Annotated in this window: 12 protein-coding genes; 7 read left to right on the forward strand and 5 right to left on the reverse strand. The window is 72.7% G+C overall.

Annotation, left to right across the window (positions count from 1 at the left end; translation table 11 throughout):
- Positions 1–2: 2 nt before the first annotated feature.
- Positions 3–1097 carry an Acg family FMN-binding oxidoreductase gene (locus tag NAMU_RS28730; RefSeq protein WP_015750154.1) on the reverse strand — a complete coding sequence of 365 codons (1095 nt, stop codon included), beginning with the start codon at positions 1095–1097 and terminating at the stop codon, positions 3–5.
- Positions 1098–1698: 601 nt separating this feature from the next.
- Between NAMU_RS28730 and NAMU_RS27900 the strand changes: the two genes are divergently transcribed.
- Positions 1699–3186 (forward strand): serine/threonine-protein kinase, encoded by a 1488-nt coding sequence (locus NAMU_RS27900; RefSeq protein ID WP_052308077.1) that lies wholly within the window; start codon positions 1699–1701, stop codon positions 3184–3186.
- 43 nt (positions 3187–3229) lie between these two features.
- Here the strand turns inward: NAMU_RS27900 and NAMU_RS25175 are convergent, their stop codons facing one another.
- Entirely contained in the window at positions 3230–3700 is a 471-nt protein-coding gene (locus tag NAMU_RS25175) for a universal stress protein (protein WP_015750156.1), read from the reverse strand.
- 269 nt (positions 3701–3969) lie between these two features.
- Here NAMU_RS25175 and NAMU_RS25180 point away from each other — a divergent pair, with 269 nt between their 5' ends.
- The 5 genes from NAMU_RS25180 to NAMU_RS25200 all read left to right on the forward strand — a co-directional run bounded on the left by NAMU_RS25180 (position 3970) and on the right by NAMU_RS25200 (position 8873).
- Positions 3970–5076, forward strand: a complete 1107-nt coding sequence (locus NAMU_RS25180) for a HAMP domain-containing sensor histidine kinase (RefSeq protein WP_015750157.1) — start codon at positions 3970–3972, stop codon at positions 5074–5076.
- The gene (locus NAMU_RS25185) at positions 5073–5726 is read left to right on the forward strand and encodes a response regulator (RefSeq protein WP_015750158.1); all 654 of its coding nucleotides are present in this window, start codon (positions 5073–5075) and stop codon (positions 5724–5726) included. Before NAMU_RS25180 ends, NAMU_RS25185 begins: the two co-directional genes overlap by 4 nt.
- 32 nt (positions 5727–5758) lie before the next feature.
- Positions 5759–6034: a DUF3040 domain-containing protein gene (locus tag NAMU_RS25190; protein WP_015750159.1), complete on the forward strand. Its 276-nt coding sequence runs from the start codon at positions 5759–5761 to the stop codon at positions 6032–6034.
- Between the two features lie 95 nt (positions 6035–6129).
- Positions 6130–8484 carry a serine hydrolase gene (locus NAMU_RS25195; RefSeq protein WP_015750160.1) on the forward strand — a complete coding sequence of 785 codons (2355 nt, stop codon included), beginning with the start codon at positions 6130–6132 and terminating at the stop codon, positions 8482–8484.
- Positions 8485–8549: 65 nt separating this feature from the next.
- Entirely contained in the window at positions 8550–8873 is a 324-nt protein-coding gene (locus NAMU_RS25200; protein WP_015750161.1) for an ArsR/SmtB family transcription factor, read from the forward strand.
- 187 nt (positions 8874–9060) lie between these two features.
- Here NAMU_RS25200 and NAMU_RS25205 read toward each other — a convergent pair whose 3' ends face one another.
- Positions 9061–9927 (reverse strand): SAP domain-containing protein, encoded by an 867-nt coding sequence (locus NAMU_RS25205; RefSeq protein WP_015750162.1) that lies wholly within the window; start codon positions 9925–9927, stop codon positions 9061–9063.
- A 666-nt stretch (positions 9928–10593) separates the two neighbouring features.
- Here NAMU_RS25205 and NAMU_RS25210 point away from each other — a divergent pair.
- Positions 10594–11151: a hypothetical protein gene (locus NAMU_RS25210; protein WP_015750163.1), complete on the forward strand. Its 558-nt coding sequence runs from the start codon at positions 10594–10596 to the stop codon at positions 11149–11151.
- Between the two features lie 62 nt (positions 11152–11213).
- On the opposite strand, the gene NAMU_RS25215 is transcribed toward NAMU_RS25210, so the two are convergent.
- Together NAMU_RS25215 and purB are read right to left on the reverse strand one after the other, a co-directional pair.
- Positions 11214–11753, reverse strand: a complete 540-nt coding sequence (locus NAMU_RS25215; RefSeq protein ID WP_015750164.1) for a DUF6328 family protein — start codon at positions 11751–11753, stop codon at positions 11214–11216.
- 28 nt (positions 11754–11781) lie between these two features.
- Entirely contained in the window at positions 11782–13158 is a 1377-nt protein-coding gene (purB, locus tag NAMU_RS25220) for an adenylosuccinate lyase (protein ID WP_052308250.1), read from the reverse strand.
- Positions 13159–13354: the final 196 nt, after the last annotated feature.

Genomic DNA, 13354 nt, shown 5'->3' on the forward strand with positions numbered 1-13354 from the left:
CCTCACGACTCGCGGGTGAGCACCTGATGCGCCGCCCGTCGCGGCGTCGGCTTGCCCGGCCGGACCGGCCAACCCACCCGGAACAGGCACAACGCCCGATGCGCGTCGGCCCCCAGCACCCGGGACAGCCGAACTTGGAACTTGTTCGGCCGGCCCCGGTGACGGTCGCGGTCCATCCGTTCGGTGATCTGGTTCATGTGCTGCAGGGCCAGCTGATGGGTGGTCGCCGCGAGGTGGATCCGCTCCGCCAACCGGCCGCCGGCCAGCTGGTCCGCGCGCCGGTACGGATCGTCGACCAGGACGATGCCGTAGGCCGCGGCCGTCCTGGTGTGCACGGAGCGGGTCTGCTTGACCCAGTTGGCGTCGGTGATCGACCGGCTGGTCAGCGGGGGCACCAGCTTGGCCACCGCCCGCACCGGGGCGGCCAGCCCCTGCCCGTCCACGGTCAGCCCGTCCCGGTGCGCGTCGGCCTGGGCGGTGGTCGAGCGGAACCAGGCGTACCCGTCGCGAGACATCGCGTCGTCGTCGACGACGGCCTGCGCGGCGTCGACCAGCAGGTCGCCGAGCGTGCACCGGGCGCCGTCCTCGGTCACCCAGCGCACGCTCGTGCCGTCCTCGGCCAGCGCGGCCAGCTCGGCCAGCAACTCGGGGGCGACCGGGTCGGACCGGTAGGGACCGCGGTTGGTGTGCCGCTGGGCGATCGCCTCGGCCATCGGGGTCAGCTCGACGTGATCGGCGGTGACGTCGATCCGGGCGACCAGATCGGAGTCCGGCCCGTGGGGCAACAGGGTGACGGTCGGCCGCAGCCCCTTGGCCGGCGCCGCGACGACCGCGTTCTCGACGGCCGCACCCAGCGCGATGGTCCGCTCCCGCCGGTAGGGATCGACGGTCGGCATCACCCGGTCGACGTCGGCGTAGACGTCCAGCCAGGACGGGCCCGCGGTGAACCGCCACGGCTGCGTGTTGTGCGGGCTGGGCGCCAGCACGGCCGCCGCGATCATCCCGACGATGCCCGGCGCACCGGCCGCCGCGTCCCAGGGATCCAACGCGGCCCCGCGCGATGTCGCGAAGACTTCGGTGAACATGTCGGTACCCATGGGCGGACTCCATCTGCGTCGGTGGCTGTGCGACCCACGCTAGGAACGCCCGTCCGGGGCGGGCAGAGTCCAAGGTCCCGCCCCGCCCTCGCACCCCCGTCCCCGGCGCCCCTCCGGCGCCGACTTGCCCAAGACGCACCCCCCGCTTCACCCCGCCGACTTGCCAGAAACGGACCCCTGATCGCCGCCCAGGAGTCCGTTTGTGGCAAGTCGGCGCGCGGCGGGGGCGGGGGGCGGCACTGGGGCTGGGGGGAACCGGGGGGCGGAACACGACGCACGGAAAAGGGCCGGCGCGCGCACCCGAAGGCGCGCGCGCCGGCCGTCGACAGGCGGTGCTGACGCAAACCAGACCCCCTGGCCGGATCCACACCAGGAGCTAGGCTCAGTCCCCGCCGCGGGACGTGACCGGTGCGATCCGACGGGCATCGTTCCTGTCGAACAAGGTTAGGCTAACCTACGTCGGCAGCCGCCCGCAACCCCTGGCCCCAGAAACTTCGCTCCGACCCCGACGCGCCGCCACCCAGGCCGGCGAGGCCCCCGGGCGAGCCGCGCGGATCGCTCACAACTGGCCGCCCGCCCGCATCCCGATAGGCTGACCGGCGTGCCGGACCACGACCAGACCGCCGCCAGCGGCGAGCCCTCCGATCCGACCCGGCGCACCGGACCCGACCGAGCGGCCGGATCCGACGGTCCGCCGACCCAGGCCGGCCACCCGCAGGGCTGGTTCGACGACACCGGCACGGGTCTGGACCGCACCGCGCCCTACTCGGCGGCCAACGACCCGACCCCGGGCGTGGTCCCCGGGATCGTGCTGGACAACCGGTACCGCCTGGAGGAGATGCTCGGGCGGGGCGCCACGGCCGAGGTCTACCGGGGTCTGGACGAGCTGCTGGGCCGCCAGGTCGCGGTCAAGGTCTTCCACCGTGGTTTGAGCGACCCCACCACGGTGGCCCGCCAACGCACCGAGATGCAGGTGCTGGCCAAGCTGCAGCACCCCAATCTGGTCACCGTCTACGACGCCAAGCTGGGGGTCGAGCCTCCGCCCGGGGCCACCGACACCCACCCTGACGCCGACCTGACCTACCTGGTGATGGAGCTGGTGCAGGGCGGCACCCTGGCCAACCGGATCACCCCGACCGGGATGGCGCCCAGCGACGTCGCCCGGATCGGCGCGGCGGTGGCCGGCGCCCTGGCCGCGGTGCACGCGCACGGCCTGGTCCACCGGGACGTCAAGCCGGCCAACATCCTGATGTCGACCGCCGGCGATGTGAAGCTCAGCGATTTCGGCATCGCCCGGGAGCTGGCCGCCGAGCGGCTGACCGCGGCCGTCGACGTCATCGGCACGGCCGCCTATCTGAGCCCGGAGCAGGCCCGCGGCGCCGAGGTCGGTCCGCCGACCGACGTGTACGCGCTGGGCCTGGTGCTGCTGGAGGCGCTGACCGGCCGGCGCGAATTCCCCGGCCAGGCGGTCGAATCCGCGGTCGCCCGGCTGCTGCGCGACCCGGTCGTGCCCGACACCCTGCCCGGCTCGTGGCCGGCGTTGCTGCGCTCGATGACCAGCACCGACCCGGTCCGGCGACCCAGCGCGGCCCAGGTCGAGGCGACCCTGACCGGCCGTGGCCAGCTGCCGGCCGCGGCCTCGCCCACCGCGACCCTGCCGCAGCCGGTGGCCCCGCCCCCACCGCCGCCGACCAAGTCGAACGCCGGCCGGACCTTCGCGATCACGCTGCTGATCCTGGCCATCGCCGCACTGGCCGTCATCGGGGTGGTCGCGTTGATCCAACGCAACTCGCAGACCGACACCCCGACGGTGCCGAGCACGACGCCGACCTCGGCCACCTCGACGCCGCCCTCGCAAGTCACGGTGACCACGACGGCGACCACCGCGCCGACCACACCCACCACCACGACGCCGACGACGCCGACCACGACGTCCACTTCGACGACACCCACCACGCCGACGACGCCCACCACACCGCCGACGACGCCCACTACACCGCCGACGACCCCGACCACTCCGACGACGCCGACCACTCCCACCACGGCGGCCGAGCAGACCACGGCGGCGCCGGGTTCCGGCGCCCCCTGACCCCGGCCGGGGCCGGCATCTCACCCAGGGCCGGTGCGGCGGGTCAGTTCGCCGACACCTCATGGGCCTGGCCGGTCGCGCGATCGGGGCCGGGCGGGCGCCACGGGACGATCAGCACCGGGCAGTGCGCAACCTTGAGCAGGTGGCTGGTGAACGAGCCCAGCAGCAGTCCGGCGACCGGCCCCCGGCCGTGGCTGCCGGCGACGATGAGGTCGGCGCCCTCGTCCTGCGCCAGGTCCGCGATCAGCTGCGCCGGGTGGCCGCCGTCGTTGTCGTGCAGAGCCAGATCGGCGTCGAAACCCTCAGCGATCAGTGCGTCGACCCGCCGGCGCAGCTCCGCCTCGATCGGCTGGTGGTCCTCGACCAGCACCGGCCGGTGCCCGAGATGCCAGTCCCGGTGCACGTAGGACACGGTGAGGCTGGCCCCGGTCGAGGCGATCAGATCCTTGATCACCGGGAGCGCCCGGTCCGCCGAAAGGGTCCCGTCGTTGGCCCAGATGATGCGGGTGACCATTTCTCCTCCGATCGCGTCGTGCGGTGAGTTGGACGGTCCGCGTTCGGGCGGCCCCACGCTGGACCGGTCCCGAATCGCGGCCGTGACTGCAGTCTGCGACGTCGTCGGGGCCTCGCCCATCGGGTCCAGCACCCATCTTTCGCCGGCCGGCCCGGGCCGACCGGGACGGGCCCGGCAGTCACAGCGCTGTGCAGCAGTCAGGAGCGCCGGCGAGGCACTGTGGGCCAGCCACCATGGACAGGGCGGACAAACCCGGTAACCCTGGGTTCATGTCCGTGACCATCGGTCGCCGCGCGCCGGTCCGTCCGGCGGCCCGCCGCCCACCCACCTCGCTGTACCGGCGACTGCTGGCGTTCAACGCGGCGGTGGTGCTGGCCGGTGCGCTGGTGCTGATCGTCACGCCGGTGACGGTGTCGAACCCGGTACGACTGACCGAGGTCACGGTCCTGGTCATCGGCGGGGCGTTGATGGTGGCCATGAACGCGATCCTCGTCCGGGCCACGCTGCGCCCGCTGGATCAGCTGTCCGCCCTGATGGAGCGGGTGGATCTGCTGCGCCCGGGGGACCGGCTGGCGGTGCCTGCCGACCGGGACATGGCCCGGGTGATCGGCCGGTTCAACGAGATGCTGGATCGGCTGGAGCACGAGCGCGGGGTGAGCAGTGCCCACGCCCTGGCCGCTCAGGAGGGTGAGCGGCAGCGGATCGCGCGGGAACTGCACGACGAGATCGGGCAGAGCCTGACCGCCGTCCTGCTCGGCCTCAAGCGCACCGCGGACCAGGCTCCCGCCCCGCTGCGCGAGGAACTGCACGACGTGCAGGAGACCATCCGGGCCTGCCTGGACGAGGTCCGCACCGTCGCCCGCCGGCTGCGACCGGGAGTGCTGGAAGACCTCGGGCTGCGCAGCGCGATGGCCGCCCTGGCCAGCGATTTCACCGCGGCCAGCCGCGTGCCGGTGGACATGGCGGTGGACCCTCGGCTGCCCGCGCTGGGCGCGGACGCCGAGCTGGTGATCTACCGGATCGCCCAGGAGGCGCTGACCAACGTCGCCCGGCACGCCGACGCCGACCGGGTGGACCTGACCCTGATCGCCCACCCGGACGGCGTGGAACTGACCATCATCGACGACGGGCGGGGCTTCGACCCGGCCACCGAGGGCGCCGGCATCCGGGGCATGCGGGAGCGGGCGATCCTGGTCGCGGCGACCCTGACCATCGGCCCGGACCCCGGCGGGGGCAGCCGGCTGCGGCTGTTCCTCCCCCGCCCGGAAACGGCCGACAGCGAGGCCGCCGCGGGCCCCGGTGTCGATCGGGGTGTCGATCGGGGTGTCGATCGGGGTGTCGGGCACCGGGTCGGGTCGACCGGGACGCGCCGATGAGCGCACCGACCCGGATCCTGCTGGCCGACGACCACACCCTGGTCCGGCGCGGCCTGCGGCTGATCCTGGACGGCGAGCCGGACCTGCAGGTGGTGGCCGAGGCCGGCGACGGGGCGCAGGCGGTGGAGCTGGCCCGCCACGGCGAGATCGACCTGGCCATCCTGGACATCGCCATGCCGCGAATGACCGGGTTGCAGGCGGCCCGCGAGCTGTCCCGCCGGGGCAGCGACGTGCGGGTGCTGATGCTCTCGATGTACGACAACGAGCAGTACTTCTTCGAATCGCTCAAGGCCGGGGCCTGCGGGTACGTCCTCAAATCGGTGGCCGACCGGGAGCTGGTGCAGGCCTGCCGGGCGGCCGTCCGCGGCGACCCCTTCGTCTGCGCCGGCGCGACGTCCGCACTGATCCAGGACTACCTGCGCCGGCAACGCTCCGGCGAGCGGATCCCGGACAGCATCCTGACCGCGCGGGAGGAGGAGGTGGTCAAGATGATCGCCGAGGGCCACTCCTCGCGGGCGATCGCCGACGCCCTGGTCATCAGTGTCAAGACGGTGGACCGGCATCGGGCCAACGTGCTGCACAAGCTCGGCCTGCACGACCGCCTGGCCCTGACCCGATTCGCGATCCGGGCCGGTCTCATCGAGCCCTGACCCACCCGACCCGCGACCCCGAGGAGGATGCGATGCCCCTGTCCGATCAGGACCGACGCCGGCTCGATGCGATCGAGCAGGCCCTGGTCAGCGACGACCCCGACCTGGCGGCCGCGTTCACCTCCCCCCGGCGGGTGCCGGTCAAGGCCGTGCTGGACGGTCTGCTGATGGTCTTCGGGGCCGTCGTGCTCGTCGCCGGCCTGGTCACCACCCACGCGTACGTCATCACCGGCGGCCTGATCGCGGTGGCCGGGGCGGCGGTCATCGCGACCGGGGCCGGGCGGCTGGCCCGGTATCTGCGCCGCTGACCCCAACCCGGCCGGCCGATCCGGTGAGGCAGCCCACAACCGCTCAGTGGTCCGATCGGCTGGTCGAGCGCGAACGCCGGGTCAGGATGGACGGGATGCCTGCCGCCACCGACCCGATGCCCGGGACGACGCCCCGTCCGGGGACCCGGGACCCCTTGGTCGACGGCCTGCGGACGGTTGCGCTGGGCCGGGTGGTGCTCTGGCACGCGTTCGCCGCGCCGTGGCTGAGCTGGATCTTCCCGGCCATGCCGGTGATGTTCTTCCTGGCCGGTTCGGTGCTGGCCGGTTCGGCCCTGAGCGGTTCGGCGCTGAGTGGTTCGGCGCTGAGTGGTTCGGCGCTGAGCGGGCCCGGGGGGAACGGGTCCGGGCCGATCGCGCACGCACGCCGGCTGGCCCGGCGGCTCGGGCGGCTGCTGATCCCGTTCTGGGTGTACTCGCTGGGGCTGCTGGCCACCATGCTGGTCGCCGGCGGCACCCTGGACACTCCCGACGGCGACGCCGAGTCCACCGGCCAACGACCCTGGCAGCTGGCGCTGTCCCTGCTGGTCCCCCTGCACCAGACCACGGGGACGGACCGGGACTGGCTGACCGGGCACCTGTGGTACCTGACCGACTACCTGCTGCTGGTGCTGCTGCTACCGGTCGCAATGGTGCTGGCCCGGCGGATCGTGCCGGTGACGGCGGTGGCGCTGGCCGGTCTGGTCGCGCTGGAGGTCGGGCCGGCGCTCGGCCTGCCCGCGCTGACCGGCGCGGCCCGGGTCGCCGCCGGTGACCTGCTCTGTTACGGCCTGTTCGCGCTGCTGGGCATCGCGTGGGCGACCCGCCGTCCGGGCCGGGTGACGGCCGGCGGTGTGGCCGTCCGGGCGATGACTGGGGGCCTGCTGATCGCGGCCACGCTCGCGGCCGCCCTGGTCGTGCCGCTGCCCCGGGGCTCGCTCAACGAGTCGTACCTGCTGCTGGCCGTGGCCGCGCTCGGGTGGCTGCTGCTCATCGGCGCGGCCGAGCAGCCGTTGCGCCGGTGGGCCGGCGGGCCGCGGGTGGCGGCGATCGGCCGCGGGGTCAGCGCGCGGGCGCTGACCGTCTACCTGTGGCATCCGGCGGCCATCCTGCTGGCCTTGTCGCTGGCCCCGGACGGCCTGCTGCACGTCCCGGGGGTGCTGGCGTGGACCGTGCTGTTCACCGCGGCCGCCGTGCTCGCGTTCGGCTGGGTCGAGGACGTCGCCGCCCGCCGCCCGCCCCGGTGGTGGCCCGGCCGGCGCCCCCGCCCGGCGCGGCGCGGGCCCACCCCGATCCCGCTCCGGCTGGGTCTGGTCGCGGCCTGCGCCTCGCTGCTCGCGGTGGCCGCCGTCGGCGTGTCCGGCGTCTTCGTCGACCGGGCCGGGACGGCCGTCGCCGCGATCCCGCGGCCGTCGGACCGCACCGCGCTCGCCGATACGGCGTTCGTCGGGATCAAGGACCGGGCCGCCGCCAGTACCGAGTCCCCCGCTGAGCTCCCGGTGGGCGAGCTGCAGGACGGGCTGGACGCCTGGATCCTGGCCCAGCCCGACGTCGACGACGCAGTGGTCAGCGTCGCGTCGGGCACCCAGATCTGGAGCGGCAGCGGCACCCGACCCGAGGAGGCGCTGGCCGGCCGGGCCGCCGACGCCGCGGTCGGCATGGCCTCGCTGACCAAGACGTTCACCGCCGCGCTGGCCGTGCAGTTCGCCGCGGACGGCGTGCTCGACCTGGACGCCGCGGTCCCCGAGTTGCCCGGGGTGGCACCGCTGCCCGACGGCGTGACCGTGACCGCCCGTCAGCTGCTGCAGCACTCGACCGGCCTGGTCCAGTACAACGACGCCGTCGGGTACGACCCGGCGCACGTCTACACGGCCGCCGAACTGGTCTCCCTGTCCACCCGGACCCCGCTGCTGCACGTCCCAGGGGCCGCGGTCAGCTACAGCAACAGCAACTACCTCTGGCTCGGCCTGCTGCTGGAGTCGTTGACCGCCCAGGACTACGGCTCGCTGCTGTCCGACCGGATCACCGCGCCCCTGGGCCTGGCCACGGTCGGCGTGATCGACGACGGGCGGGCCGGCTGGGTGGGCTCGTCCTCCGGCGGGATCACCGCCGCCCCGGCCGATGTCGCGCGCTTCTTCGACGCGCTGCTCAACCGGGGCGAGGTCCTGTCGCGGGAGGCGCTGGCCCGGATGACCGAGCTGAACGAGCTCAACACCGGCCTGGGCCTGTGGCCGCTGTGCCCGTGCGGGGAGGTCCCGGAGGGCGGCAAGTGGGCCACCGGCCTGGGCCACTACATCGGTGACGGCGCCGCTTTCGCCTTCCCCGACGACGCGCTAGCCGTCTACATCCGGGTGAGCGGGCCGGCGATCACCGCCGAGCGGATGACCCAGCTGCGCGACGACCTGCTGGTCACCATGCGCGACACCGCCACCCGCTCCGGCGTCGAGCACTGAGCGGACGGACGGGCGCCCGACCCGAGCGCACCTCACGATTCACGTCCGGATGTACCCTTGGCGCCATGGTTGTGGTCACCCACGGGGAGGTGCTCGCCCGGTTCGGGGCGGCGCTGTCCGATTCCACCCGGGCCCGGGTCCTGCTCGCCCTGCGCGAGGCGCCGGCCTATCCGGCGGAACTGGCCGAGCTGTTGGGGGTTTCCCGGCAGAGCCTGTCCAATCACCTGGCCTGCCTGCGCGGCTGCGGGCTGGTGGTGGCCGTGCCCGAGGGGCGCCGGGTCCGCTACGAGCTGGCCGACGGGCGGCTGCGGCACGCGCTGAGCGACCTGCTCGGCGTGGTGCTGGCCGTGGACAGCAGCCACGAGCACCGCGCCGACCGGCCTGCCTGAGACCGGCCCGCCTCGGACCGGCCTGCCTCGGACCGTTCTGCCGGCCAGCGGTCCGGGTGTCGCCGGCCTGAAGGCAACGGCCCGCAAAGCGAAACGCCGCCCGAACCCAGGGGTTCGGACGGCGTTCCGACGGCGCTCGGCGAGCCGGGCCGGTCAGCCCGACCGAGCCAGTCAGTCAGTCAGTCAGTCAGTCAGCGGAGCGCAGACGCTCCCGCAGCTCGGCGACGTTGCCCGACTTGGGCAGGCCCCGGTTCACCAGCTCTTCCTGGAGCTGGGCCTTGGTCCACCCGTCGTAGGACTCGGCGGCTTCCTCGACGGTTTCCTCGACCGCGTCGTCGACGGTGTCGACGGCTTCCTCGGCGGTGTCGGCCGCCGCCTCAGCGGTGTCGACGGCCGCGTCGGCCGCGGTATCGGCGGCCGCCTCGACGGTCTCGGCCGCAGACTGGGTCTTCGCCGCACCCGGGGTGACGGCGGCCAGGGCCTGCTCGCCGGCCTTGGTCATCTGATCGGCGATGTCCGACAGCGGCGCGGACAGGGTCTTGGCCTGCTTGCGGGCCGCCTCCAGGATCAGCTCGGCCTGCTGACGGGCCGCCTCGAGGACCTTCTCGGCCTGCTCCTTGGCTGCCTTGCTGGCCGCGTCGGCCCGCTCGCGCGCGGCCTCGATGATCTCCTCGGCCTGCTTGCGGGCGGCGTCCGACCGCGCGGTCAGGTCGTCACGAACCGACTCGGCCGCCTTGCGGGCCGCCTCGGTGCGGGTCTCGACCTGGTCGCGCACCTTCTCGGTGGCCGATTCGATTTCTTCGCGGGCGGCCTCTCCGACCTTCTCGCTCATGCCGAGCATCTTGTGCGCGAACTCGCGCTGACCCTCGAGCATCTTTTCGGCGAAATCGAAGACCTGATCGATCACCTGATCGGGCTGCGGGGCCTTGGCCGGCGCATCGCCGATCTTGCCGAATGCTTCCTGGGTGATCTTGGTCCACGTCTCGACTGCATCGGCTGCCTGCGCCTGAGTAGAGCGCACGGCTGCCGCGAACTGTTCCTGGGGGGAGGACATCACGTTCCTTCCGATCGACGCCGCTCGAGCTCAACACCGTGGCGCGGCTCAAATCAGTCATGAAGGTGTTGGCCGGGATCACGGTATCGACATTTGGGCACCGACAACACCTGAAGATGCCCCGGCCGACCTGCGACGACGACCGATCCACCGCCCCCGGCCGGCCGGTCGCAGCGAACCCGACCACGGCCGTCGACCCGCCGCGCCCGACCCCGACGGCGCCACCTCACCGGCTCCGACCAGGCCTCTTCCGCGGCCCGGCGGGCCGGACCGGCCCCGCCCGGGCCCCGTCGATCCGACGAGAATCATTGCGGCCAAGACGGTCTGGACATCCCTGCGATCGGGTCCGGCACTTGGACCGGCGCGCCGGCCACCCGTGCCGCCCATCCGGGAGGATCGGTGCGGGCACCGAGCGGTCATCCGCTGGCCACGGTCACCCCCGGCAACCGGGTGAGCCGCGTCGTCCGGCCAGCGCCAGCGATTCCACTGTTGCGCGCCTCACGATTTCCATCCAGTGATCCCGGGTATGTCCGTTCTGGTGGTCCTATGTCTTTCGGTGGCCCGGCTCACAGCTTCAGCGTTAGCCAGTTAGCTAGAAATCAGCTAACGTTGCTAACAGGCGCCGGGCTGGCCGGTGCCGCAAAACTTCACTGAAGGAGTGCCCCAATGGCTACCGCCACCAAGGCCGCGCAGAGCGGGGCCGAGAAGGCCGAAAACGCTGTCGCCCAGGTCACCGAGACCATTTCCTCCACCGTGTCGAAGGCGACCGCCGTTGCCAACGACCTGGTCACCAAGACCACCGACGCCTTCGCGCCGGTCGTCAAGTCGGCCGAGGAGAAGACCCAGGAGCTGACCGCCGCCTTCGCCGAAGAGGTGAAGAAGGCCGAGGCCAAGGGCCAGGAGCTGACCGAGCAGTTCGCCGCCGAGGTCAAGAAGGCCGAGGCCAAGGCTCAGGAGCTCTCCGAGAACCTGACCGAGGAGTACAAGAAGGCCGAGGCCAAGGCCAAGGAGTACGCCGAGGCGTTCGCCGCCGAGGTCAAGAAGGTCGTCGTCATCTCCGTCGACACCTACCAGGAGGCCGTCAAGCGCTACCTGGAGCTGACCGTCGATTTCGTCGACTCCTTCAAGAACGACGCGGTCAGCGACCTGACCAAGAAGAACGCCGCCGCCATCACCGAGCTGGTCGACGCCTCCGTGGCGCAGACCAAGGACCTGCTCAAGTAAGCAGCGGTCGGTCGAGCATCACCACCCCGGGGTGAACCCCGGACCCGAAGGGGCGGACGGCATCAGCCGGCCGCCCCTTCGGCGTGCTCGGGGTCGGACTGCCGTTCCCGGATGATCAACGGCAGCACCACCCACAGCGCCAGCAGCACCAGGGCGGCCGCACCCGCGGCGATGCCCGCCGCGGTCCGGCCGACCACCACGTCGAAGATCAGCAGCACCACACCGACGATGGCCAGGGCGAGCAGCACCAACCCGATCTCGGCCAGCCGGTGCGCCACGTCCACCGTGACCCGGCGAGCATGCCGGCGAAACAGCAAGCGGTGCAGGCTGACCGGCGCGATCAGGAACCCCATGGCCAGCACCGCCAGGCACAGGGTGACCAGGTAGATCCCCGTCTGGAACGAGGTCAGATCCTCGAACCGGGACTGGAACGGCAGCACGACCAGGAATCCGGTGAGGATCTGGACACCGGTCTGCACGACCCGCAGTTCCTGCAGCAGGTCGACCCAGTTGCGGTCCAGCCGTTGCAGCGGCGTCTCGTGACGCTGTTGATCCACCCCGGGACCGCCGGCCCGGCCGGGCTCCGCCTGCGCGCCGGTCATCCCCCCATTGTGCGCGGATCCGGTTGAGCTAGAGGATGTCGCCGGGCCGGTAACCGGCGGCGGCGGGATGTTCCCCGCGCAGCTCGGCGATCCGGCGGACCACGGCCGCGGTCTGCCGTTCGGCCAGGCCGGTGAACGAAAGCCGGTCGGCCAGCAGCTCATCGAGCTCGGGCCGGCCCAGCGGCAGCCGCGGGTCGGCGGCCAGCCGGTCCAGCAGGTCGTTGTCCACCTGCCCCTGCTCGCGCATGGCCAGCGCCACCGCGACGGCATGCTCCTTGATCGCCTCGTGCGCGGTCTCCCGGCCGACCCCGGCCCGGACCGCGGCCATCAGCACCTTGGTCGTGGCCAGGAACGGCAGGTACCGCTCCAGCTCCCGGTCGATGACGGCCGGGTACGCCCCGAAGTCCTCCAGGATCGTCAGGAACGTCTCGATCAGCCCGTCGATCGCGTAGAACGCGTCCGGCAGGGCGACCCGGCGCACGACCGAGCAGAACACGTCGCCCTCGTTCCACTGCGCGCCGGACAGTTCACCGGTCATCGAGGCGTAGCCGCGCAGGATCACCGCCAGCCCGCAGACCCGTTCACAGGAGCGGGCATTCATCTTGTGCGGCATCGCCGACGAGCCGACCTGCCCGGGGCGGAAGCCCTCGGTGGCCAGCTCGGCGCCGGCCATCAGCCGGATGGTGGTGGCCAGCGACGCGGGCCCGGCGGCCAGCTGTACCAGGGCCGAGACGACCTCGTAGTCCAGCGACCGCGGATACACCTGGCCGACACTGATCAGCGACCGCCCCGACGGCGAGATCCGGCCCACCACCTTGGATTCGAGCAGATCGACGTCCTCGGGTTCACCGAGCAGGTCGAGCATGTCCTGGGCGGTGCCGACTGGGCCCTTGATGCCGCGCAACGGGTATCGGGCCAGCAGCTCGTCGACCCGCTCGTAGGCCAGCAGCACCTCCTGGGCGGCCGAGGCGAATCGCTTGCCCAGGGTGGTCGCCTGGGCCGGGACGTTGTGCGAGCGGCCGGCCATCACCAGGTCGGTGAACTCGACGGCCCGCCGGCCCAGCCGGTCGAGCACCGCGACGGTCCGGTCGCGCAGCAGGGTCAGCGAGCGGACGATCTGCTCCTGCTCCACGTTCTCGGTCAGGTCCCGGCTGGTCAGCCCCTTGTGCACCTGCTCGTGGCCGGCCAGCGCGTTGAACTCCTCGATGCGGGCCTTGACGTCGTGCCGGGTGATCCGTTCCCGGGCGGCGATGGAGGCCAGGTCGACGTCCTCGACGACCCGCTCGTAGTCGCTGAGCACCTCGTCGGGCAGATCCAGGCCGGCGGCCCGCTGGGCCCGCAGCACCGAGATCCAGAAGCGGCGCTCGGCCACGATCTTGTTCTCGGGTGACCAGATGGCCACCATCTCCGGCGACGCGTATCGCTGGGCCAGCACGTTCTCCACTGCGGTCTCACTCACCCGTCGATTCTCCCAGCCGATCCCCCCGGGTCCGTCCACCGGGCCCGCGGCCGCGCTCACCGAGGCGCCTGGCCCCGGGCGGCCGGAAAGGCGATTGTCGGCCGCGGCGGCCCTGCGCGATGATCGCGGCATGACCCGTCCG

This window comes from Nakamurella multipartita DSM 44233 (genome assembly GCF_000024365.1).
Taxonomy (GTDB): Bacteria; Actinomycetota; Actinomycetes; order Mycobacteriales; family Nakamurellaceae; genus Nakamurella; species Nakamurella multipartita.

Coding starts and splice junctions, on each gene's coding strand:
- NAMU_RS28730 (WP_015750154.1), bottom strand. CDS start 1,097: ATGGGTACCGACATGTTCACCGAAGTCTTCGCGACATCGCGCGGGGCC.
- NAMU_RS25175 (WP_015750156.1), bottom strand. CDS start 3,700: ATGGTCACCCGCATCATCTGGGCCAACGACGGGACCCTTTCGGCGGAC.
- NAMU_RS25180 (WP_015750157.1), top strand. CDS start 3,970: ATGTCCGTGACCATCGGTCGCCGCGCGCCGGTCCGTCCGGCGGCCCGC.
- NAMU_RS25185 (WP_015750158.1), top strand. CDS start 5,073: ATGAGCGCACCGACCCGGATCCTGCTGGCCGACGACCACACCCTGGTC.
- NAMU_RS25190 (WP_015750159.1), top strand. CDS start 5,759: ATGCCCCTGTCCGATCAGGACCGACGCCGGCTCGATGCGATCGAGCAG.
- NAMU_RS25195 (WP_015750160.1), top strand. CDS start 6,130: ATGCCTGCCGCCACCGACCCGATGCCCGGGACGACGCCCCGTCCGGGG.
- NAMU_RS25200 (WP_015750161.1), top strand. CDS start 8,550: ATGGTTGTGGTCACCCACGGGGAGGTGCTCGCCCGGTTCGGGGCGGCG.
- NAMU_RS25205 (WP_015750162.1), bottom strand. CDS start 9,927: ATGTCCTCCCCCCAGGAACAGTTCGCGGCAGCCGTGCGCTCTACTCAG.
- NAMU_RS25210 (WP_015750163.1), top strand. CDS start 10,594: ATGGCTACCGCCACCAAGGCCGCGCAGAGCGGGGCCGAGAAGGCCGAA.
- NAMU_RS25215 (WP_015750164.1), bottom strand. CDS start 11,753: ATGACCGGCGCGCAGGCGGAGCCCGGCCGGGCCGGCGGTCCCGGGGTG.
- purB (WP_052308250.1), bottom strand. CDS start 13,158: ATGGTGGCCATCTGGTCACCCGAGAACAAGATCGTGGCCGAGCGCCGC.